Source organism: Bradyrhizobium sp. P3_C3, assembly GCF_056402655.1.
The window spans coordinates 198,431-218,966 of sequence record NZ_JBFUGY010000003.1 but is presented as its reverse complement, the minus strand read 5'-3'; the positions used below and the strand labels follow the sequence as shown (position 1 = coordinate 218,966).

22 protein-coding genes are annotated in these 20,536 nt (G+C 63.9%); 7 read left to right on the top strand and 15 right to left on the bottom strand.

The genetic code is table 11. From position 1 onward, the window contains the following. The first annotated feature begins 8 nt into the window (after positions 1-8). Both AC1DW2_RS05710 and AC1DW2_RS05705 read left to right on the top strand, forming a co-directional pair. Complete coding sequence (locus tag AC1DW2_RS05710; RefSeq protein WP_193560884.1) at positions 9-1,286, top strand: YeaH/YhbH family protein; 1,278 nt, start codon at positions 9-11, stop codon at positions 1,284-1,286. Further along, entirely contained in the window at positions 1,283-2,818 is a 1,536-nt protein-coding gene (locus AC1DW2_RS05705; protein WP_028147051.1) for a SpoVR family protein, read from the top strand. The genes AC1DW2_RS05710 and AC1DW2_RS05705 overlap by 4 nt, the downstream gene beginning before the upstream one ends. Positions 2,819-3,032: 214 nt before the next feature. On the opposite strand, the gene AC1DW2_RS05700 is transcribed toward AC1DW2_RS05705, so the two are convergent. From AC1DW2_RS05700 to AC1DW2_RS05680, 5 genes are all read right to left on the bottom strand, one after another. Continuing rightward, on the bottom strand, positions 3,033-3,473 hold the full coding sequence (locus tag AC1DW2_RS05700) for a DUF1801 domain-containing protein (RefSeq protein WP_477005398.1): 441 nt from the start codon (positions 3,471-3,473) through the stop codon (positions 3,033-3,035). Between the two features lie 2 nt (positions 3,474-3,475). After that, positions 3,476-3,694, bottom strand: coding sequence for a hypothetical protein (locus AC1DW2_RS05695; RefSeq protein ID WP_028156239.1), 219 nt, complete (start codon positions 3,692-3,694; stop codon positions 3,476-3,478). A 44-nt stretch (positions 3,695-3,738) separates the two neighbouring features. After that, the gene (locus AC1DW2_RS05690) at positions 3,739-4,170 is read right to left on the bottom strand and encodes an SRPBCC family protein (RefSeq protein ID WP_166343984.1); all 432 of its coding nucleotides are present in this window, start codon (positions 4,168-4,170) and stop codon (positions 3,739-3,741) included. Further along, a complete protein-coding gene (locus tag AC1DW2_RS05685; RefSeq protein ID WP_477005397.1) occupies positions 4,167-4,490 on the bottom strand; it encodes an ArsR/SmtB family transcription factor in 324 nt (107 codons plus the stop codon). The genes AC1DW2_RS05690 and AC1DW2_RS05685 overlap by 4 nt, the downstream gene beginning before the upstream one ends. A 254-nt stretch (positions 4,491-4,744) precedes the next feature. Then, the gene (locus tag AC1DW2_RS05680) at positions 4,745-5,158 is read right to left on the bottom strand and encodes a DsrE family protein (RefSeq protein ID WP_477005396.1); all 414 of its coding nucleotides are present in this window, start codon (positions 5,156-5,158) and stop codon (positions 4,745-4,747) included. Positions 5,159-5,380: 222 nt separating this feature from the next. Between AC1DW2_RS05680 and AC1DW2_RS05675 the strand changes: the two genes are divergently transcribed. From AC1DW2_RS05675 to AC1DW2_RS05665, 3 genes are all read left to right on the top strand, one after another. Next, on the top strand, positions 5,381-5,965 hold the full coding sequence (locus tag AC1DW2_RS05675; RefSeq protein ID WP_071910161.1) for an STM3941 family protein: 585 nt from the start codon (positions 5,381-5,383) through the stop codon (positions 5,963-5,965). 262 nt (positions 5,966-6,227) lie between these two features. Next, positions 6,228-7,829, top strand: coding sequence for an SUMF1/EgtB/PvdO family nonheme iron enzyme (locus AC1DW2_RS05670; protein WP_477005395.1), 1,602 nt, complete (start codon positions 6,228-6,230; stop codon positions 7,827-7,829). Between the two features lie 17 nt (positions 7,830-7,846). Beyond that, positions 7,847-8,293: a DUF4399 domain-containing protein gene (locus tag AC1DW2_RS05665; protein WP_063981418.1), complete on the top strand. Its 447-nt coding sequence runs from the start codon at positions 7,847-7,849 to the stop codon at positions 8,291-8,293. On the opposite strand, the gene AC1DW2_RS05660 is transcribed toward AC1DW2_RS05665, so the two are convergent. The 10 genes from AC1DW2_RS05660 to pqqA form a co-directional block, all read right to left on the bottom strand. Further along, positions 8,294-9,349 carry a 2-oxoacid:ferredoxin oxidoreductase subunit beta gene (locus tag AC1DW2_RS05660; RefSeq protein ID WP_063981419.1) on the bottom strand — a complete coding sequence of 352 codons (1,056 nt, stop codon included), beginning with the start codon at positions 9,347-9,349 and terminating at the stop codon, positions 8,294-8,296. Beyond that, the gene (locus AC1DW2_RS05655; RefSeq protein WP_071910167.1) at positions 9,346-11,193 is read right to left on the bottom strand and encodes a 2-oxoacid:acceptor oxidoreductase subunit alpha; all 1,848 of its coding nucleotides are present in this window, start codon (positions 11,191-11,193) and stop codon (positions 9,346-9,348) included. The genes AC1DW2_RS05660 and AC1DW2_RS05655 overlap by 4 nt, the downstream gene beginning before the upstream one ends. Next, positions 11,163-12,962, bottom strand: a complete 1,800-nt coding sequence (locus tag AC1DW2_RS05650; protein ID WP_085405212.1) for an FAD-dependent oxidoreductase — start codon at positions 12,960-12,962, stop codon at positions 11,163-11,165. The genes AC1DW2_RS05655 and AC1DW2_RS05650 overlap by 31 nt, the downstream gene beginning before the upstream one ends. Before the next feature lie 235 nt (positions 12,963-13,197). After that, complete coding sequence (locus AC1DW2_RS05645; RefSeq protein WP_477005394.1) at positions 13,198-13,875, bottom strand: hypothetical protein; 678 nt, start codon at positions 13,873-13,875, stop codon at positions 13,198-13,200. Between the two features lie 143 nt (positions 13,876-14,018). Beyond that, complete coding sequence (gene pip, locus AC1DW2_RS05640) at positions 14,019-15,005, bottom strand: prolyl aminopeptidase (protein ID WP_477005393.1); 987 nt, start codon at positions 15,003-15,005, stop codon at positions 14,019-14,021. Further along, positions 14,995-16,188 carry a pyrroloquinoline quinone biosynthesis protein PqqE gene (gene pqqE / locus AC1DW2_RS05635; RefSeq protein WP_247304325.1) on the bottom strand — a complete coding sequence of 398 codons (1,194 nt, stop codon included), beginning with the start codon at positions 16,186-16,188 and terminating at the stop codon, positions 14,995-14,997. Before pqqE ends, pip begins: the two co-directional genes overlap by 11 nt. Beyond that, a complete protein-coding gene (gene pqqD, locus AC1DW2_RS05630; RefSeq protein WP_247304323.1) occupies positions 16,185-16,496 on the bottom strand; it encodes a pyrroloquinoline quinone biosynthesis peptide chaperone PqqD in 312 nt (103 codons plus the stop codon). The genes pqqE and pqqD overlap by 4 nt, the downstream gene beginning before the upstream one ends. A 12-nt stretch (positions 16,497-16,508) precedes the next feature. After that, positions 16,509-17,264 carry a pyrroloquinoline-quinone synthase PqqC gene (gene pqqC, locus AC1DW2_RS05625; RefSeq protein ID WP_175618535.1) on the bottom strand — a complete coding sequence of 252 codons (756 nt, stop codon included), beginning with the start codon at positions 17,262-17,264 and terminating at the stop codon, positions 16,509-16,511. Positions 17,265-17,284: 20 nt separating this feature from the next. Further along, complete coding sequence (gene pqqB / locus AC1DW2_RS05620) at positions 17,285-18,214, bottom strand: pyrroloquinoline quinone biosynthesis protein PqqB (protein ID WP_476075512.1); 930 nt, start codon at positions 18,212-18,214, stop codon at positions 17,285-17,287. Between the two features lie 124 nt (positions 18,215-18,338). Continuing rightward, positions 18,339-18,419 carry a pyrroloquinoline quinone precursor peptide PqqA gene (pqqA, locus tag AC1DW2_RS05615; RefSeq protein WP_007595659.1) on the bottom strand — a complete coding sequence of 27 codons (81 nt, stop codon included), beginning with the start codon at positions 18,417-18,419 and terminating at the stop codon, positions 18,339-18,341. Positions 18,420-18,667: 248 nt separating this feature from the next. Here pqqA and AC1DW2_RS05610 point away from each other — a divergent pair, with 248 nt between their 5' ends. Both AC1DW2_RS05610 and AC1DW2_RS05605 read left to right on the top strand, forming a co-directional pair. Next, a complete protein-coding gene (locus AC1DW2_RS05610; RefSeq protein ID WP_063981427.1) occupies positions 18,668-18,925 on the top strand; it encodes a DUF6894 family protein in 258 nt (85 codons plus the stop codon). A 210-nt stretch (positions 18,926-19,135) separates the two neighbouring features. Beyond that, complete coding sequence (locus tag AC1DW2_RS05605) at positions 19,136-20,536, top strand: amidase family protein (RefSeq protein ID WP_085405206.1); 1,401 nt, start codon at positions 19,136-19,138, stop codon at positions 20,534-20,536.

Genomic DNA, 20,536 nt, shown 5'->3' with positions numbered 1-20,536 from the left:
AAGTGCCCATTCACATTATTGACAGGCGCCTGAATCCAGGCGGCAAGAGTCTTGAGAACCGGCAGCGGTTCTTGCGTCGGGCCAAATCCCTGGTGCAGGGCGCCGTCAAGAAGACCTCGCAGGAACGCGACATCAAGGACGTCCTGGAGGGTGGTGAGGTCACGATACCGCTCGACGGCATGCACGAGCCGCGTTTCCGCCGTGAAGGCGGAACGCGCGACATGGTGTTGCCCGGGAACAAGAAGTTCATCGAGGGCGATTACCTCCAGCGATCCGGCCAGGGCAGCGCCAAGGATTCCGGTCCCGGCGAAGGCGACAGCGAGGACGCGTTCCGCTTCGTCCTCTCCCGCGACGAGTTCGTGGATCTGTTCCTCGACGACCTCGAGCTGCCGGATCTTGCCAAGCGCAAGATCGCGCAGACCGAGAGCGAGGGCATCCAGCGCGCCGGCTACACCACGTCCGGCTCGCCCGCCAACATCTCGGTCAGCCGGACGGTGAAGCTCGCGCTGGCGCGCCGCATCGCGCTCAAGCGTCCCCGCAAGGAGGAGATTGAGGAGCTGGAAGCCGCGATCGCGGCATGCACCGACGAGGACGAGCGCGTGGTGCTGCTCGCCGAGCTCGAAAGGCTGAAGGCGAGGACCAAGCGCATTCCCTTCGTCGATCCGCTCGATATCCGCTACCGCCGCTACGAGAAGGTGCCGCGGCCGGTGGCGCAGGCGGTGATGTTCTGCCTGATGGACGTCTCCGGCTCGATGTCCGAGCACATGAAGGATCTCGCCAAGCGCTTCTACATGCTGCTCTACGTGTTCCTGAAGCGGCGCTACAAGCATGTCGAGATCGTCTTCATCCGCCACACCGACCGCGCCGAGGAGGTGGACGAGCAGACCTTCTTCTACGGTCCGGCCTCGGGCGGCACGCTGGTCTCCAGCGCGCTGCACGCCATGCACGAGATCGTGCGCGAGCGTTTCAATCCGGCGGACTGGAACATCTACGCCGCGCAAGCCTCCGACGGCGACAATTCCTATTCCGACGGCGAGCTCACGGGCATGCTGCTGACCGACAAGATCCTGCCGGTCTGCCAGTTCTTTGCCTATCTCGAGGTCGGGGAGTCCGGCGGCAGCGCCTTCGATCTCTCCGACTCCTCACTCTGGACCCTCTACGACCGCCTGCGCAACAGCGGCGCACCGCTCTCGATGCGCAAGGTCAGCGAGCGCAGCGAGATCTTCCCGGTGTTCCACGATCTGTTCCAGCGCCGCGAAAACTCCCAGGAGAAAGCCGCTCCATGACGGAACGCTTGTTCGAAGGCGCCGATTGGGATTTCCACACCTTGCAGCGCATCACGGATGCCTGCGAGGAGGTGGCGACGAAGGATCTCGGGCTCGACGTCTATCCGAACCAGATCGAAGTCATCACCGCCGAGCAGATGCTGGATGCCTACTCGTCCGTCGGCATGCCGCTGTTCTACAAGCACTGGTCGTTCGGCAAGCACTTCGCGTTCCACGAGGCCTCGTATCGCAAGGGCCTGATGGGGCTTGCCTATGAGATCGTGATCAACTCCTCGCCCTGCATCTCCTATCTGATGGAGGAGAACACGGCGACGATGCAGACGCTGGTGATCGCCCACGCCGCCTTCGGCCACAACCACTTCTTCAAGAACAACTATCTGTTCAAGCAGTGGACCGACGCCGACGGCATTCTGGACTATCTCGACTTTGCCAAGAACTACGTCATGACCTGCGAGGAGCGCTACGGCCGCGTCGAGGTCGAGCGCACCCTGGATGCCGCGCATGCGCTGATGTCGCACGGCATCGACCGCTATCCCGGCAAGAAGAAGCTGGATCTGCGCGCCGAGGAAAAGCGGGCGGGGCGCCGCCGTCAGCACGAGGAGGAGGTCTTCAACGACCTCTGGCGCACCGTGCCGAAGGGGGCGTCGAAGACCCGCTCCGCGCTCAGCATCGAACGCCGCCGCAAGCTGCTCGGCCTGCCGCAGGAAAACCTGCTCTACTTCCTGGAGAAGAGCGCGCCGCGGCTGGCGCCCTGGCAACGCGAGCTTTTGCGCATCGTCCGCCACATCGCGCAATATTTCTATCCGCAGAGCCAGACCAAGGTGATGAACGAGGGGACGGCGACCTACGTCCACTATCGCATCATGACCAAGCTGCATCAGCAAGGCCGCATCTCCGACGGCAACTTCCTCGAATTCCTCCAATCGCACACCAACGTGGTGTTCCAGCCCGAATTCGACGATCCGCGCTTCTCCGGCTTCAATCCCTATGCGCTCGGCTTTGCCGTGATGCAGGACATCGAGCGCATCGTCACCAGGCCGGAAGACGAGGACCGCGAGTGGTTCCCCGACATTGCCGGCAAGAACGACGTGATGGGCGTGCTGCGCGACGTCTGGGCCAACTACCGCGATGAAAGCTTCATCGCGCAGTTCCTGAGCCCGAAGCTGATGCGGCACTTCCGCATGTTCCACCTGCACGACGATCCCGAGGAGCGCGCCGGCATCCGGGTCGATGCCATCCACGACGATCGCGGCTTCCGCCGGGTGCGGCGCGAACTGGCGCGGCAGCACGATGTCGGCTTCATCGATGCCAACATCGAAGTGGTCGACGTCGATCTCTCCGGCGACCGCCGGCTGATCCTGCATCACCACGTCATCAAGGGCTCGCAGCTCAACGAGACCGACGCCAAGCGCGTGCTCCAGCACCTCGCTGATCTCTGGACTTACGACGTCTCGCTGATCGAGGTCGACGCCAACGACAAGGTCCTGCGCGAATATGTCGTGAGCCCGCGCCCGATCCCGGCGGCGGCCTGAGGCGGCTGGTAGAGCATCGACGTTGCGGTAGCTCGCCCGCGGCCCATCGCCCGCCTTTGGCGGGCCCTCAGGATGAGGACGGAGTGTGCGGGAGCTATGTCGACAGACAGCGCTTCTGCTTAGCCTCATCCTGAGGAGACCGCGGAGCGGTCGTCTCGAAGGACGAGGCGCTTGCTCTGGCCGTCACCAGGAATTTGCGTCGACTTGACGTGGTCTAAGTCGATCGCTTCTTCGCCGGCTTCTTCTTGGACGCATTCAACTCCACCGCTGCACGAATGAGCGCCTTCAACGCCTTCTCGTTGATTTTTTCGCCTTCGCGAATGTCGATCGCGCGGCGCACGTTTCCCTCGAGGCTCGAATTGAACAGGCCGGCCGGGTCGTCCAGCGCCGCGCCCCTGGCAAAAGTCAGCTTCACGACGGCCTTGTAGGTCTCGCCGGTGCAGATGATGCCGTCGTGCTCCCACACGGGAACGCCGCGCCATTTCCATTCCTCGACGACGTCAGGATCGGCCTCCTTGATCAGGCCGCGGATTCGCCCCAGCATCTCGCCGCGCCAGTCGCCGAGCTCCTTGATCCTGCCGTCGATCATCCTAGAGGGCGAAGCGCCGTCCGTCTTGGTCGCGCTGCTTGTCTTCGCGGTCACGGCCTTCTTCATGATCACGCCTCTTGCCGCGCGCCGCTGCGGCGGCCGACATAGGGCAGCGCGAACATGTAGAGCCCGGTCGCGAGCAACGGAATCAGCGGGACGAATGCCAGCAGCCCGATCCATGTGGCCTGGATTTGCAGCGTCAGGGCAACAATGTTCGCGATGACGGCGAGCGTGAAGGCGATGGACAGCCAGCGATGGATTTGTCGAACCCACATATTCCCGGTCAATGAAACCTCCTCTTGAGATGATCGAATGAAGGCCGGCGACGGACCTAGTCAGCCCGCGCCAGCACCTCGTCCAGCCTGGCGAAAAACTGCTTCCAGCCGGCATGCGCGCCGCCATAGGCCTGCTTCTGCGTCGGGCTGAAGCCCGCCTGCTCGACGCGCAGATGCGTGCCCGCGTTCGTCGGCGTCAGCGTGAAGGTCACCACGCTTTTCAGATCGAACGCCGCGTCCTCATGCGAGAAATTCCAGGTATAGGCGAGCGCGCGCTGCGGCTCGATGGTGAGGACCTCGCAGTCCAGCACGCCGCCCCATTCGCCGCGAAGATTGAAGCGATGACCGACGACCGGCTTGAAGTCGTTCTTCATCAGCCATTCCTCGATCAGATGCGGCTGCGTCAGCGCGCGCCAGATCCGCTCGGCCGGAAAGGCAAATTCGCGCTCGATCACCACGGAGCGCATCTCGGCGGCAGCTTCGGTCATTGGTCCATCCTCTTCAGGAGATCGTCGAGAGCATCGAGCCGGTTCTGCCAGAAGCCGGCCATCTGGCCGGTCCAGTCGATCAGCGGATTGAGCGCGCCGGGCTGCGCGCTGTAATGGGTCTGGCGTCCTGCGTGGCGGTCGCGCACCAGCCCGGCCTGCTTCAGCGAGCCGAGATGTTTTGAGACTGCCGGCTGGGAAACGCCGGATGTCGCGGTCAGTGCCCCGACCGTCTGCTCGCCCTCGCGGCACAGCCGCTCGAAGATCGCCCTCCGGGTCGGATCGGCGAGCGTCCTGAACAGAAGATCGTGCGCGGCGGACATGTGAAATCCATAACCCATAAGTTATGGATAAATTCATAACCGTAGAGTTATGGGTAAGTCAAGTGCGATGGGAGGATGTGGCGCTCGCTGGCGCAACCCTGTCCACCGTCATTGCGAGGAGCCCTTGCGACGAAGCAATCCAGTCTGCCTCCCCGGAGGGACTGGATTGCTTCGCGGAGCCTGTCATCGGGCCGCGCTCCGCGCGGACCCGGTGGCTCGCAATGACGGAGAATGTGGCGGCGCCGCGCGCAGCCCTAGGGCCGCAGGTAGAGATAGCCCTGCGACTGGAGCTCGGCCAAACGGACCACGCCGCCTTTCTCCGCGCTGACGAAGCCCGGCAGCAAGCCCGTCAGCGTGACGTTCTGCGCCTTCATCGTGTTGGCGCACGCCGCGAGCTCGACACCGTCCTTGGAGAAATCGCCGACGCGCTTGCCGACGTCGGGGTTGGCCTGTGCCCGGTGAAACGCCTTCAGCGCCGGCCCGTGAATCACCAGCGCGATTGTCACGTGTTGGGGATCGCCGACGCGGTTGCCGAGCACGAAATTGACCTTCTCGGCATCGCTGAGGTGATAGACGACCTTGAGCTTGTTGCCCGTGCCGGCTTCCGTCGCGGCCTTCGCGCTGGAGCCGCCAAGCGCCGCGCCCAGGGCCGAGACGGCGCTCCACAAGATGCTCCGGCGGTTTTCATGATCGCACCGGGCGCGTGAACCATTGACGGCCGCATCGGAGGGGGGTGAGAGCCGACTGGCGGTTAGTCGCAAGCCGAACGCTCAAGTGCCGATGCCTTGCATTCCCGTGGGCAGCCTCGCGCAAGGTTCCAGTCCTAATAACTCGGGAGAAGGGGCGTTCGTAAACCCAGGGTTGCTGCAAAAGGCTGGTGGCGGTCGAACATGTCCGTAGGTCAGAACTTGCCCAACATTACGATCGGCTATTCCCGGGGACGGCTGCTGGTGTTTTTCGGCGCCGGTCTGCTGCTGACGCTGCTCTGCGCTGCGCTCGCATTCATGTGGCAGCAAGGCAAGAACATCACCACGTTCGAGGTCGCCGCCTGCTATGTCGGTGCGGTGTTTTTCGGCCTCGCCACCTTCAGGATGCTCTGGAGGTTGATCTCGGCCAGGTCGCCGGTCGTCTTCATCAGCCGTGTCGGCATTCGCGACCTCAGGCTCGCCGACGAGACCATCGCCTGGAGCTCCGTGCGGAAGATACAGATCTGGGAGCAGCGCCTGCAGAAGTTCGTGGTGCTCAAGCTCGATCCCCTTGTCGCCGGGCGATTCTCCGGGGGCTTCCTGAGGCGTGCCTTGTCGCTGATGAACAAGACGCTTGGCGCCGACAGCGTGATCGTCAATGCGGGCGGCCTGACCATGGACGTCAAGACATTGCTCGAGACCTGCAAGCAATATTGGGGTGCCGGACGACCGGCCCCTTCGGACCACTCCGTGCCGGAGCCTGAACCGGCGCCCGAGGCTGTCAGCTGAAGCGGGCGAGGAATCGCCAGCATCGGGTAAGATGCCGCGCATCGCAGCGGCGGTCGAAGCAGGCATAGGCTGCGCTGCCGGGTGGTCGCGCGAGGCTTAGTCCGCTGTCGGTCCGAGAAGGTTCAATCCTTGCGGCGCTTCTGCCCGGGAACTCGGCGCCGCCGATTTCTACGAGATTGTCGCGGATCATCAATGTGATAGTCTTCACAGACAGCTGAAATTCGATGTCGTAAGCTCACCCGCGTTTGTGGAGTTCCCCGCAATGGGCGAGATTCGTAACTTCAGATCCGGAAATCATGACGAGCCGCCTCCACACGGCTCGATGCCGCGTCGTCTCGCCGCAATCATCGTCGGTGACATCGCTTCCTACAGCCGCTTGATGCAGGCCGACGAGGAAGGCACGCATGTTCGCGTCAAGCGGATCGAGCGGGATCTCATCGAGCCCAGCATCGTCGAACACCATGGAACGTTGGTGAAGACGACGGGAGACGGCTTCATCGCGATCTTCGACAGTCCGGTCGAGGCCGTTCGCTGCAGCATCGTCATTCAGCAGAATCTCGTCGGGCGCAACGCTTCGCTTCCGAAGGACTCCCGGATCGAATATCGGATTGGCGTCAATCTCGGTGACGTCATCGTGGAGCCGGACGACGTCTACGGCGACGGCGTCAACATCGCCACGCGCATCGAGGGGATCGCCGAGCCCGGTCAGGTCTATATCTCGGGCGCGATCTACGAGCAGATCAAGCACAAGGTGGTGTGCGGCTATGAGTCGCTCGGCGACCGCAAGGTCAAGAACATCACCGATCCGGTGCGCGTCTATCGCGTGCTGCCAGACGCAGATGCGGTCGGGAGGACGCGAGGCCGGCGCGAGAATACCCTGATCTTCCTTCTGGGCATCACGCTCCTCGTGATCGCTTCCGGTGTGTTGTGGTATCTGCTGGCGCAGCCGTCGGGCAGGGTGAACCAGCAGGCCGCCGCGCCGACTGCTGCTCCGGTCGCATCGCCGAGCCCGCAACCTGCACCGCGAGAAGCCGCGACACAAACGCCGCAGCCGTCTCCTTCATTGGCGGCATCGTCTCCATCGCCCGCTCCGGCGCCAAGTGCTCCGGCGCCAAGTGCTTCCGCGCCAAGTGCTTCGACGTCAAGTGCTTCGACGTCGAGTCCAGCACCAAGCCCATCGGCCACGTCGCTCCGCGAACCCGAGATGATCGCCATTCGCGGCGGCAGCTTCGCGATGGGAAGCAATGACGATCCGACCGAACGTCCCGTCCACCAGGTCACGGTCAAGCCGTTCTCGATCGGAAAGTATCCGGTGACCGTGCGGGAATGGAACGAATGCGCGGCTGCAAAGGCGTGCGGCTTCACCGCCATCGGCAAGGACGATGCGCCGATCACCAATGTGAGTTGGACCGACGCGCAGCAATATGCGGCCTGGCTCGCGCGGACCACGAAGAAGTCGTATCGGCTTCCGAGCGAAGCCGAATGGGAATACGCCGCGCGCGGCGGGACGCAGACGAAATATTGGTGGGGCGACAAGCTCCAGCCGGGCATGGCGGGATGCAAGGATTGCGGTGACCTCGCGGCCGAGCAGCCGGCGAAGGTCGGCAGCTTCAAGCCGAATCCGTTCGGCCTCCACGACATGGGTGGCGGTGTCGATCAGTGGGTCGAGGACTGCTGGCGCAGGACCTATCAGGGCGCACCCGGTGACGGCTCGGCATGGACCGGCGGGGACTGCTCGTCGCATGTCCTGCGCTCGGGTTCATGGAAGAACGATTCGAGATATGTGAGGCCGTCCAACCGCGATGGCTACGATACCAATGTTCGTTATCCGACGCATGGATTCCGCGTTGCTCTAAGTCCTTAAGTGGTGGAGTCATTTCGATGCAGATCATTCGTTGCGCTGCCCTGGCGGCGGCGCTCGCATTGCTCCCAGGCGTCGCCTATCCGCAGGGCAAGACCGCTCCCAAGGATGCCAAGCTTTATTTCATCACCCCGCGTGACGGGCAGAAGGTTCGCGGCGGGTTCTGGGTCCGGTTCGGCTTGCGCAACATGGGCGTGACGCACGCCGGCGACGAGTACCAGAACGCCGGCCATCATCATTTGCTGGTCGACGTCAACGATCCCATCGATCCCAAGGAGCCGATCCCGCAGGACAAGTCGCATCTGCACTTCGGGGCGGGGCAGACCGAAACCCTGCTCGAACTTCCCCCCGGGATGCACACGCTGCAACTGGTGCTGGGCGACGCGAAGCACTATCCGTTCGAGCCGCCTGTCGTATCGGAGAAGATCACCATACGTGTCAGGCAGCCGGTCGAGCGGGGGAGATGATCACCGCAGGCTGGCGTTGAACTTGTCCAGCGCAGCCGAGCCCGGGCACAGCGTGTCCGCCTCCAGCGTATTGAGCGGCGTCTCGACCGTGTTGAGATGCGTGTGCAGGTCTTCCGCATCGGGATCGACGTAGAGCAGACCGGTGACGATCTGGCCCTTGGCGGCGTGCTTCTGGAGGAAGGTCTGGGCGCCGAGGCGGTCGTGCGGGTCGTAATCCGCGTCGATCTTGCGCAGCGCGATCTTGCTGCCGTCGTGCTGCTCGACCACCTGCACCGTTCCCGGCGCATACTCGACGGCGATGGGATCGCGGCCGACCAGCACGTCGAGCCGGTTCACGGCGTCATTGTGCTCCCGCACATAGTCGAAGCTCTTGGTCGATCCGGCGTGGTTGTTGAAGGCGATGCAGGGGCTGATGACGTCGATGAAGGATGCGCCCTTGTGGCCGATCGCGGCCGCGATCAGCGGCACCAGCTGGCTCTTGTCGCCGGAGAACGAGCGCGCGACGAAGGTGGCCCCCAGCTGCAGCGCGATCGCGACGAGGTCGATCGCGTTGTCGGTGTTGGTCACGCCTTTCTTGGACTTCGAGCCACGGTCGGCGGTCGCCGAGAACTGGCCCTTGGTCAGGCCGTAGACGCCGTTGTTCTCGACGATATAGGTCATGTTGACGCCGCGCCGGATCGAATGCGCGAACTGGCCGAAGCCGATCGAGGCGGAATCGCCGTCGCCAGAGACGCCGAGATAGATCAGGTCGCGATTGGCGAGGTTAGCGCCTGTGAGCACGCTGGGCATGCGGCCGTGCACGGAGTTGAAGCCGTGCGAATTGCCCAGAAAGTAGTCTGGCGTCTTCGACGAGCAGCCGATGCCCGAGATTTTTGCCACCCGGTGCGGTTCGATCGAGAGCTCGTAACAGGCTTCGATGATCGAGGCCGTGATCGAGTCATGGCCGCAGCCGGCGCACAGCGTCGAGATCTTGCCCTCGTAGTCGCGGTGCGTGTAGCCGAGCTCGTTTTTCTTGAGGCCCGGATGATGGAACTTCGGCTTGGCAATATAGGTCATGACACGGCCTTGCGGAGCGGGGTCACCTTGAGGTGATCCTGGTGGTCGCCAATGGCTTTTGCGATGTAGCGGGCGGTGATCGGGGTGCCGTCATAATGCACGATCGGTACGAGGCGCACGGGGTCGATGCCGTTCTCGTTGACGATGAGCTGGCGGAGCTGGGCGTCGCGGTTCTGCTCGACCACGTAGACGAAGTCGTGCTCGGCGAGGAAGCTCGCCACGCTCGAGTGGAACGGGAAGGCGCGGATGCGCAGGCGGTCGAGCTGATGTCCGCGCGCTTCCAGCAGGCCGATCGCCTCGTCCATCGCGGGCGAGGTCGAGCCGAAATAGATCACGCCATACTTGGTCGGCCGTTCCGCGTTGGCCTGGAGCGGGCGCGGGACCAGGTCCTGCGCGGTCTCGAACTTGCGCACCAGACGCTGCATGTTGTCGGCATAGACCGAACCTTCCTCGGAATAGCGCGCATAGCGATCGCGCGAGGTGCCGCGGGTGAAATAGGAGCCCTTGGTCGGATGCGTGCCGGGATAGGTGCGGTAGGGAATGCCGTCGCCGTCGACGTCGAGATAGCGGCCGAAGTCGCGGCCTTCCTCCAGCATCTCCGTGGTCATCACCTTGCCGCGGTCATACTGTTTCGCGTCGTCCCACTTTAGCGGGCGGCAAAGACGGTGGTTCATCCCGATGTCGAGGTCGAGCATCAGGAAGATCGTGGTCTGGAGCCGTTCGGCAAGATCGAATGCGGCCGCCGCGAACTCGAAGGCCTCAGCCGGATCTTCCGGGAACAGCAGCACGTGCTTGGTGTCGCCATGCGAAGCATAGGCGCAGGCGATGATGTCGCATTGCTGGGTGCGGGTCGGCATGCCGGTCGAGGGACCGGCGCGCTGGATGTTCATGATCACGGCCGGGATCTCCGCGAAATAGGAGAGGCCGATGAACTCGGTCATCAAGGAGATGCCGGGCCCGGAGGTTGCGGTGAAGGCACGGGCGCCGTTCCAGGAGGCGCCAATGACGATACCGATTGAAGCCAGCTCGTCCTCGCCCTGCACGATGGCGTATTTCGCCTTGCCGGTCTCAGGATCATGCCGGTACTTCTTGCAGTGGGCGGTGAAGGCCTCCGCCACCGACGAGGACGGCGTGATCGGATACCAGGCGCACACGGTGGCGCCGCCATAGACCGCGCCGAGCGCGGCGGCGCTGTTGCCTTCGATGAAGATGCGGTCGCCGACCTTGTCGGTTTTCTTCACCCGCAGCCCGATCGGGCATTTCAAATTCTGCAGCGCCCAGTCGCGGCCGAGATGCAGCGCATGGACGTTGGAGGAGAGCAGCTTCTCCTTGCCCTTGTACTGCTCGCCGATCAGCTGCTCGATCAGCTTCGGGTCCATGTCGAGCAGCGCCGAGAGGCTGCCCAGATAGATGATGTTCTTGAACAGCTGGCGCTGGCGCGGATCGGTGTAGGTCGAGTTGGTGATCGCGGTGAGCGGCACGCCGATCACGGTGATGTCGTCGCGGAATTTGGTCGACGGCATCGGCTTGGTGGAATCGTAGAACAGATAGCCGCCGGGCTCGATGCCGGCGATGTCCTTGTCCCAGGTCTGCGGGTTCATCGCCACCATCATGTCGACGCCGCCACGGGCGCCGAGATGGCCGTCTTCCGTCACCCGCACCTCGTACCAGGTCGGCAGGCCCTGGATGTTGGAGGGGAAGATGTTGCGGGGGGAGACCGGAACGCCGTGACGCAGGATCGCGCGCGCGAACATCTCGTTGGCGCTGGCCGAGCCCGAGCCGTTGACGTTGGCGAAGCGGACGACGAAGTCGTTTACGCTGCTGAGCGGCTTTTTGTCGGACATGTCGAACCTGCGTAAGTCATCTCGATGAAATATTTCTGCATGTCCCAGGCTCCGGTGGGACAACGCTCGGCGCACAGCCCGCAATGCAGGCAGACGTCCTCGTCCTTAACCATCACGCGCCCGGTCTTGAGATCAGAGGACACGTAGAGGTCCTGGTCCGGATGCGGCGAGGGCGCCTTCAGGCGCTGGCGTAGGTCGCTTTCCTCGCCATTATCAGTGAAGGTGATGCAGTCCATCGGGCAGATGTCGACGCAGGCGTCGCACTCGATGCAGAGCGAGGTCGAGAACACGGTCTGGACGTCGCAGTTCAGGCAGCGCTCGGCTTCGCCCAGCGCCAGCTTGACGTCGTAGCCGAGCTCGACCTCGGTTCGGATGTCCTTCAGCGCAATCACCTTGTCGCGATGCGGAACCTTGAAGCGCTTGTCGTTGGAGATGTCGTTGTCATAGCTCCATTCGTGGATGCCCATCTTCTGCGAGGAGATTTGCACCTCCGGCAGCGGCCGTTCGGTGATGTCATCGCCCGAGAGCATCTTGTGGATCGACAGCGCGGCGTCGTGGCCCTGCGCCACGGCCCAGATGATGTTCTTCGGGCCGAACGCGGCGTCACCACCGAAGAACACTTTCGGATTGGTCGAGACGAAGGTCTTCGGATCGACCTTGGGCATGTGCCATTTGTCGAACTCGATGCCGCAATCCTGCTCGATCCAGGGAAAGGCGTTTTCCTGGCCGACCGCGACCAGCACGTCGTCGCAGGGAATGGTCTGATCGGGGTCGCCCGAAGGCACCAGATTGCGGCGGCCTTTGGCGTCATATTCGGCTTTGACGTGCTGGAAGGTGACGCCGATGAGCTTGCCGGCGACATGCTTGAATGCCACCGGCACCATGTAGTTGAGGATCGGGATGTCCTCGTGGATCGCGTCTTCCTTCTCCCAGGGCGAGGCCTTCATCTCCTCGAAGCCGGAGCGCACAATGACTTTCACGTCTGCGCCGCCGAGGCGGCGCGCGGTGCGGCAGCAATCCATCGCGGTGTTGCCGCCGCCGAGCACGATCACGCGCTTGCCGATCTTGTCGATGTGGCCGAACGACACCGAGGACAGCCAGTCGATGCCGATATGGATGTTGGCGGCAGCTTCTTTCCGGCCGGGAACATCGAGCTCGCGTCCGCGCGGTGCGCCGGAGCCGACGAAGATCGCGTCATATTTCTCCGCGAGCAGCGCCTTCATGCTCTCGATGCGATGACCGCCTTTGAACTCGACGCCGAGACCCAGGATGTAGCCGGTCTCCTCGTCGATGACCGAATTGGGCAGGCGGAATTTCGGGATCTGCGTGCGCATCATACCGCCGGCTTCGGGATCGCCGTCGAACACGGTGCAGTGATAGCCGAGCGGAGCAAGATCGCGCGCCACCGTCAGCGAGGCGGGGCCACCGCCGACGAACGCAACGCGCTTGCCGTTCTTCGGCGCGGGGCGCGGCAGGCGCTGCCTGATGTCGTCCTTGAAGTCGGCGGCGACGCGCTTGAGGCGGCAGATCGCCACCGGCGTTTCCTCGACGCGTCCGCGACGGCACGCCGGCTCGCATGGACGATCGCAGGTGCGTCCCAGAATTCCTGGGAACACGTTCGATTTCCAATTGATCATGTAGGCGTCGCTGTAGCGGCCTTGTGCGATCAGTCGGATGTATTCGGGAACCGGGGTGTGTGCAGGACAGGCCCACTGGCAATCGACCACTTTGTGAAAGTAGTCGGGGGCCGCGATGTCGGTCGGTTTCATTCCTACCCTGTCCGCACAGGCCCAAAGACCCGGCGGCCTTTTCTTGAGCTTGGCGAACGCTAATGCGCGTCGATCTGGTTTATGAATGACGTCATTGGGTTAGCTTATTAGAACCGTTCCGAAGTACAACGGCAAATTTACGCGATCACCTGCTTTCATAGGTGCTGCGCGCGCTCAGCATTAACGGCCGCGCGCAAGATGCGTGCGGTGCAATATGTTGCGTTGCGGATGGCCACTAGCCGGGCGCGATATCGCTCTTCGCGAGATCCCACATCAGGCTGTAAGTGCCGACGGAGACGGGAAGCGGGAAGGGCAATGCGGCGGGGCCGGTGAACCGTTCGGCAATGACGGCGGAGACCGCGCCGACATGCGTGCCGTCGATCAGCACGAACCAGTCGCGCGCGCCCTCATTGCGCACCGCTGGAATGTCGGCCGTCGCGCCCGACAATTCCGGCTCGCTTTCGAGCAGATGCATCGAGATGATGCCCTCGCGCTCCCCGGGCGTCAGCTTTTCGTGCAGTGCATCACGCCATGTCCCGGCATTGTCGGCGCTCGGCCGCAGCCGCACCAGCCCGAGTGCTGCGCCGCGACCGGTGCCCTTGCTGATGGTGATGCGCGCGACCACGCGCAGCATGTTCTTGAAATGCGTCATGGTCCGCCGCGACCATTCGGTCTGGTTGGCGAGGCGGGCCCGGTAGGCGGGACTGTCGAGCACGTCGAGCGTCGCGGTCGAGTACAGCGAGAGATATTTGGGGTTGGCGGCATGCGCGACATAGCGCCGCGCCTCCAGGAAACCCTCGATCGCGACGCGCTCTTCCAGATGCTCGCGATCGTACCAGCGGTTGAAATCGGCCTCATCTGGAACGTCGATGTTCATCGACGTCAGCAGCATGCCTTGCCCGGCGAGCGGCATTGTTCTTGTCCTTCCCATTCAGACCCTCATGGCGAGGAGCCACGAAGTGGCGTCGCGAACCATGAAGGCCCCACTGCTAGATCCGGGCCTTATCCTTCGAGACGCGCTCCTTTTGGAGCGCTCCTCAGGATGAGGAGATCGATCTAGCGCGCGGCTTTCGACGCGAGATCGGCGATCGACTTCATGACCGCGTCCCGCACGCCGGCATCATAGAGCGAATGTCCGGCTTCTTCCACGATCCGAATCTCGGAACCCGGCCAAACTTTCGCAAGCCGCTCGGATGTATCAGGAGGGCACAACAGATCGTAGCGGCCCTGCACGATGATGCCGGGAATGCCAGCGAGCTTGCCGGCGTTCCGCAGCAGCTGGTCGTCCGTCATGAAGCTGTCGTGGACGAAATAATGCGCCTCCATGAATGGCGTCGCAGGCAGCGTGCGCCACACGTTCAGCGATGCGAGGTCCAGCCGCGTCTTGGCCGCCTTGTGCTCAGACAGGACGCGCTCGGTGTCGTGCCAGGCCCGCGCGGCGGGACCATGCACGGCCGGATCGGTATCGAGGATGCGGCGCCAATAGGCGTCCACCGGGTGTGCGCGCTCATCGACCGGCAGCACGCTGAGAAAATCCTCGTAGAGCGCCGGATAGAATTGTGACAGGCGCGATGTGAAGGCGGTTTCGACCTCGGCACGGGTGCCCAGGAAGGTTGCGCGCAGCGCAATGCCGGAGACGCGCTCGGGATGGGCCTGCGCATAAGCCAATGCCAGCGTCGCGCCCCAGGAGCCGCCGACCACCATCCAGCGGTCGAAGCCGAATTTCTCGCGGATCTTCTCCATGTCCGCGATCAGATGCGCCGTCGTGTTGTGCTCGCGCGATCCCTTGGGCCGGCTGCGACCGCAGCCGCGCTGGTCGAACAGCACCGCGCAGAAGCGTTCGGGATCGAACAGCTTGCGATGGTCGGGTTGGCAGCCGCTGCCGGGCCCGCCATGCAGATAGATGGCCGGGACGCCGTCAGCACGGCCGACGCTCTCGACATAGAGCTCGTGGCCGTCGCCGACGTCGAGCATGTCGGAGGTCAGCGGCGCAAAGGGATCGGCTCGTTTGGCCGCTGCGGCCGCGTCGGCGTCAGGCATCATTCCCGGATTCCAGAGTGCCGCCGGCAAAATTGCGATAGAGGAAGCGGTTGGTCTCGCCCTCGGCCTCGCGCTCGGCCTGCTTGAAGATGGTCTCGTGCAGCGGCGACAGCGCGCAGGCGGGATCGGTGTTGGCGGCGTCGCCCGTCAACGCAAAGGCCTGGCAGCGGCAGCCGCCGAAATCGATCTCGCGGAATTCGCAGGTCTTGCACGGCTCCTTCATCCAACCGGTGCCGCGATAGCGGTTGAAGGCGTCCGAGTTCTGCCAGATCCAGGCGATCGAATGATTGGAGCGCACGGATTCGAACTCGAGCCCGGTGATGCTCTCGGCGGCGTGGCAGGGCAGCACCTTGCCGGCCGGCGAGATGTTGAAGAACTGCCGGCCCCAGCCGCCCATGCATTTCTTCGGCCGCAGCGCGTAATAATCGGGAACGACGTAGTCGATGGCGAGTGTGCCCTTCAGCCGCTCGCGCGCCTCCTCGACGAGGCGGGTGCACTCGTCGAGCTGCGCCACGGTCGGCATCAGCGCGGCGCGGTTCTTCAGCGCCCAGCCGTAATACTGGACATTGGCGACCTCGAGCCGGTCGGCATCGAGATCGATCGACATCTGGATGATGTCGGGGAGCTGGTGCAGGTTCTGCCGGTGCATCACCGCGTTCACGGTGAGCGGCAGATCGAGCTCGCGCGTCCATTTCGCCACTTCGAGCTTCTTGCGATGCCCGTTCTTGTAGCCGGCGACGCGGTCGGCGAGACCTTCTTCAACGCCCTGGAAACTGATCTGCACGTGACAGAGCCCGGCATCCGCCAACTCGCTCAGCCGCTCGCGCGTTAGCAGCACGGCCGAGGTGATCAGATTGGTGTAGAGCCCGACGTCGCTGGCATGCTTGACCAGCTCGACGAGGTCTTTCCGCGCCGTCGGCTCGCCTCCGGAGAAATGCACCTGGAGCACGCCGATCTCGGCGAGCTCGCTCAAGACCTTCTTCCACTCCTCGGTGGTCAGCTCCTTGCCGGAGCGGTCGAGCTCGACGGGATTGGAGCAATAGGGGCATTGCAGCGGGCAGCGATGGGTGATCTCGAGCAATACGGCGAGCGGAATGCCGAACGTCTCCGCTGTCGAGCGTTGCTTCTCCAGCACCGCGAGGCTGTCGCTGATGTCGGGCGGAAGATTGCCGAGCAGGTCGCTCATGACGTCTTCTCCCGGGCCTCGGTGAGGAAGCCCTTGTCGGCGAGATCCTGGAGCATGACGATGACGTCGGCCAGGATCGCTTCGCGCGGCGCGGCGTATTTCGCGGCCAGCTGGTCGGCGACGTTGCCGACATTGCGCTCGCCATCGCAGAGCTGCAAGACCTCGACCGCGATCTCGTCGGGCGCCAGCACCCGTTCCGGCGCCAGGATCACCCAGACCTTGCGCGTCTCGTCATATTTCAGCTTGGCATGCCGCGGCAGCACCGGGCGGCTTGCCTCGCTGACGCTGATGTTCCGCGGCCCGGCCATTGCGATTGTCCCTCAGCTCGCTTTGGGCACGAACGCGCCCGGCGGAATGTGGCCCTCGACATAGGCGTGCTGGAGTGCGTCGAGCTGCACCCACAGCACGTTGGTCTTGAAGATCAGCGCGTTGCAGACGGAGGCGCGCTGCTCCGGCGTCGTGGCATGCGCCTTGACGTAGTCGAGCGCGAAGCCGGCATCGCGCGGCGCCTGCGCCAGCCGCCGCTTGAAGTAGCTCATGATATCAGGATTGACGAAGTCGTAGTGCTCCAGCATGCCAGAGATGCGCTCCTCGTGCAGGTTCGGCGCGAACAATTCGGTGAGCGAAGAGGCGATCGCCTCCAGCGGGCTCTTCTCGCGGCAGTAATGGACATAGGCTTCGACCGCGAAGCGCGTCGCCGGCAGGATGCCTTCGGTCGATTCCACATAGGCCGTGTCGAGGCCGAGGCCTTCGGTCAGCTTCAGCCAGCGCTCGATGCCGCCCTCGGAGCCGACGTCGCCGTCATGGTCCTCGATGCGGTGGCGCCATTCCAGCCGCGTGGCGCGGTCGCGGAAGCGCGAGATCACGACGGCGTCCTTGATCGGGATCGTGCTCTGGTAATAGTAGCGGTTGAGCGCCCAGGCCTGCACCTGGCCCTTGTTGAGCTTGCCGCCGTGCAGCAGCTTATGGAACGGATGCAGACTGTGATAGCGCGTCGCGCCGATATGGCGCAGCGTCGCCTCAAGCTCCTCGGCCGAGTTGAGCCTGATGTCCTTGCCAACAGAGAGCGCGGTCATTCCAGTCAGTGACGCGGCATTCACAGCACGATCTCCGTTCCGTCGGCGGGTATCCGCCAGCCCGCGGCCTCGAGCGCTTTACGCTCCGGCGTATCGGGCAGCAGCGCCGGATTCGAGTTATTGATATGCAGAAAGATCTTCCTGTCGAGAGTGAGGTCGGCGAGGCGCGCGATCGCGCCATCGTGACCGGACATCGCGACATGGCCCATGCTCTTGCCGGTCTTGTGGCCGAGCCCGGCCTTGATCATCTCGTCATCCTGCCAGACCGTGCCGTCAAAGAACACCAGTGCGGCGCCGTCGATCTCGGCCTTGAGCGCGTCGGTCACCTCGGCGCAGGCGGCGATGAAGTAGAAGCACTTGCCGGTTGATTTGTCCGTGATCTTGAGCCCCAGCGTATCGCCGTCGCCGGTCTCGCCGCCGGGATGCGCCTTGCCTTCCAGATACCAGGCCGACTTGCCGGGCACGGCGAAGGGCAGCACCTCTATCCCTGAGCGCGTGCCATCGGGCAGCCGCGGCTCGAACGGCTCGTGGATGGAAATCGGCTGGCGCTGTACGTTCTTCTCGTTCAGCACGTTGAAGATGCTGTTGCTCTTCAGGATGGCCAGCACCTTCTGATGCGCATAGACCGTGAAGGGCGAGCCCTCGCGCATCGACAGCAGGCCCGCGACCGCATCCACCTCGCTGTTGGTCAGGATCACGCCTGCAACAGGCGTATGGCGCAGCGCGCCGGCCTTGGGATGCAGCTGCGGCGTGGCGTTCAATTGCTGGCGAAGATCGGGGGAGGCGTTGATCAGGAACCAGTGCTCGCCGTCGCCGCTGAACGCGACCGAGGCCTGGGTTCTCTGAAGCTCATGGCCATTTTCACGGGCCGCCCGGCAGCCCTCGCACCCGCAATTCCATTGCGGGACTCCGCCGCCGGCCCCGGCGCCCAGGACGACGACGCGAAGCATAATACGTCTCCTGGAGGGAACGTCGCGAGGTGGATCTCAGGCCGACACGGACGCCGACAAAGTTCGTGTCTTCCGGAAACCGATCGTGACCGAAAGATCCACCTGCGCAGAAACCACCAACCGCTTACTTGCGGGTGGCGCTCACATACATGTTGATTTCCATGCCACAGGGCACTTCGACGATCTTCGGGGCTTTCCAAGCCATTTTGGCTCTCCATTTTCACGAATTCGGACGTATCCGCCCAACGGTTAAAGTAATGCGAGCGGAAAACTTCGCTAGTGAAATCTTCCCGAGAAAGCCATGTTGCGCCGCGAAAATGATGGTGGAACATCACTTCCCGTGATGCTGCCTTGCGCGTGGCGCATTCGGTCGCGAACCCTGTCCTGATAAAGCAGTTGTGAGTGCAGTGCAGCTTTCAATCCGGTACAGGCCTCCCAATTTGGACCCTCGTGATGCCCAGATACTTCTTCAACACCCGCATCGGCGACGAATTGATCGTGGATCCCGACGGAGAGGACCTGCGTAACCCCGATCGCGCCTGGGAGGTCGCCCGCCAGATGATCCTGGAGGTGGTGAAGTCGGAGGGCGCCCAGCCGGCGCTCATGGAGGCCGTCATCGAGGTGACCGACGACGACGGGGAGATCGTGCTCGAATTCCCCTTCACCGAGGCCCTGCTGGACATCCCGGATCAGTCCGCGACCAGGCATTGAGGCCCCAGCTCTCCCCGGTCATTGCGAGGAGCCCTTGCGACGAAGCAATCCAGACTGTCTCCGCGGAGGGATTCTGGATTGCTTCGCTGCGCTCGCAATGACGGAGAATGAGGCGCCACCCGGCGCCAAACCCGCTCTTCCTCCCCGCGAAATCCGCATGGCTTTGCCGCGTTCCCGGCGCTAAAAGACGCCGATTAAACGGAGCAAGCCATGCAAGATCTCTGGCGCCTGTCGGCCGCCGACCTCGCCACCCTCGTCAAGGCCAAAAAGGTGTCCGCCCGGGAGGCCGCCAAGGCCGGCCTCGCCCGCCTGGACGCCGTCAATCCCCAGCTCAACGCGGTGATCGACCACCGGCCGGAGGACGTGCTCAAGCAGGCTGACGCCGTCGATGCCGCCATCGCCCGGGGAGAAGACCCCGGTGTGCTCGCCGGCGTGCCCGTCACCATCAAGGCCAATGTCGACCAGGAAGGCTTTGCCACCACCAACGGCCTGAAACTCCAGCGCGACCTGATCGCGCACGAGGATAATCCGGTGGTCGCCAATTTCCGCAAAGCGGGCGCCATTCTGCTTGGCCGCACCAATTGCCCGGCCTTCTCCTATCGCTGGTTCACCACCAATCTGGTCCATGGCGACACCAAGAACCCCCGCGATGCCTCGCTGACCCCGGGCGGCTCGTCCGGCGGCGCCGGCTCGGCGGTCGCGGCCGGCATCGGCCATATCGCCCACGGCACCGACATCGCCGGCTCGATCCGCTATCCCGCCTATGCCTGCGGCGTGCACGGCCTGCGCCCGACGCTCGGCCGCATCCCCGCCTTCAACCCGGCGCTGCCGGAGCGTCCGATCGGGCCGCAGATCATGGCCGTCTCGGGCCCGCTGGCGCGCACGGTCAACGATCTCAGGATCTCGCTCGAAGCCATGTCGGCCCGCGACATCCGCGACCCCTGGTTCGTGCCGGCGCCGCTGGAGGGCCCCGCGCGGCCGAAGCGCGCCGCGCTCTGCCTCAATCCGGACGGGCTTGCGACCAAACCGGAGGTGAAGGCGGCCGTGACTGACGCCGGCAAGCGGCTGGAGCGCGCCGGCTGGACTGTCGAGGTCATCGAGAACACGCCGCCGATGCGCGAGGCGGTCGCGTGGCAGAGGAAACTCTGGCTTGGCGACGGCTATGAGGCGCAGCTGGAGATGGCTGAGCGCGAAGGCGATCCCGGTGCGCTGGCCTGCCTGCGCGGCAATCGCGCCAAGGTCACGCCGATGGACCAGGCGGACTACGCCAAGGCGCTCACGCGCCGCGCCGCACTGACCCGCGACTGGATGCTGTTCTTCGAGAAATATGCCGTCGTGCTCACGCCGGTGTCCGGCGAGTTGCCGTTCCCGGATCATCTCGACCGCAAGGACAGTGAGTCCTTCGAGCGTGTCTGGGAGGCGCAGATGCCGCAAATCGCGACCCCGTTCATGGGACTGCCGGGCCTGGTGGTCTCCACCGGTCTGGTCGGCAAGGCGCCTGTCGGCGTGCACATCGTGTCCGGCCGCTATCGCGAGGATCTGTGTCTGCTCGCAGGCGAAGCGATCGAGGCGGGCGGCGTGCCGCCGTCGCCGATCGATCCCGTGGGTTAG

Coding starts and splice junctions, on each gene's coding strand:
- pip (WP_477005393.1), bottom strand. CDS start 15,005: ATGATGCCTGACGCCGACGCGGCCGCAGCGGCCAAACGAGCCGATCCC.
- AC1DW2_RS05645 (WP_477005394.1), bottom strand. CDS start 13,875: ATGCCGCTCGCCGGGCAAGGCATGCTGCTGACGTCGATGAACATCGAC.
- AC1DW2_RS05665 (WP_063981418.1), top strand. CDS start 7,847: ATGCAGATCATTCGTTGCGCTGCCCTGGCGGCGGCGCTCGCATTGCTC.
- AC1DW2_RS05610 (WP_063981427.1), top strand. CDS start 18,668: ATGCCCAGATACTTCTTCAACACCCGCATCGGCGACGAATTGATCGTG.
- pqqE (WP_247304325.1), bottom strand. CDS start 16,188: ATGAGCGACCTGCTCGGCAATCTTCCGCCCGACATCAGCGACAGCCTC.
- pqqA (WP_007595659.1), bottom strand. CDS start 18,419: ATGGCTTGGAAAGCCCCGAAGATCGTCGAAGTGCCCTGTGGCATGGAA.
- AC1DW2_RS05700 (WP_477005398.1), bottom strand. CDS start 3,473: ATGAAGAAGGCCGTGACCGCGAAGACAAGCAGCGCGACCAAGACGGAC.
- AC1DW2_RS05690 (WP_166343984.1), bottom strand. CDS start 4,170: ATGACCGAAGCTGCCGCCGAGATGCGCTCCGTGGTGATCGAGCGCGAA.
- pqqD (WP_247304323.1), bottom strand. CDS start 16,496: ATGGCCGGGCCGCGGAACATCAGCGTCAGCGAGGCAAGCCGCCCGGTG.
- pqqC (WP_175618535.1), bottom strand. CDS start 17,264: ATGACCGCGCTCTCTGTTGGCAAGGACATCAGGCTCAACTCGGCCGAG.
- AC1DW2_RS05670 (WP_477005395.1), top strand. CDS start 6,228: ATGGGCGAGATTCGTAACTTCAGATCCGGAAATCATGACGAGCCGCCT.
- pqqB (WP_476075512.1), bottom strand. CDS start 18,214: ATGCTTCGCGTCGTCGTCCTGGGCGCCGGGGCCGGCGGCGGAGTCCCG.
- AC1DW2_RS05605 (WP_085405206.1), top strand. CDS start 19,136: ATGCAAGATCTCTGGCGCCTGTCGGCCGCCGACCTCGCCACCCTCGTC.
- AC1DW2_RS05655 (WP_071910167.1), bottom strand. CDS start 11,193: ATGTCCGACAAAAAGCCGCTCAGCAGCGTAAACGACTTCGTCGTCCGC.
- AC1DW2_RS05705 (WP_028147051.1), top strand. CDS start 1,283: ATGACGGAACGCTTGTTCGAAGGCGCCGATTGGGATTTCCACACCTTG.
- AC1DW2_RS05650 (WP_085405212.1), bottom strand. CDS start 12,962: ATGAAACCGACCGACATCGCGGCCCCCGACTACTTTCACAAAGTGGTC.
- AC1DW2_RS05675 (WP_071910161.1), top strand. CDS start 5,381: ATGTCCGTAGGTCAGAACTTGCCCAACATTACGATCGGCTATTCCCGG.
- AC1DW2_RS05660 (WP_063981419.1), bottom strand. CDS start 9,349: ATGACCTATATTGCCAAGCCGAAGTTCCATCATCCGGGCCTCAAGAAA.
- AC1DW2_RS05685 (WP_477005397.1), bottom strand. CDS start 4,490: ATGTCCGCCGCGCACGATCTTCTGTTCAGGACGCTCGCCGATCCGACC.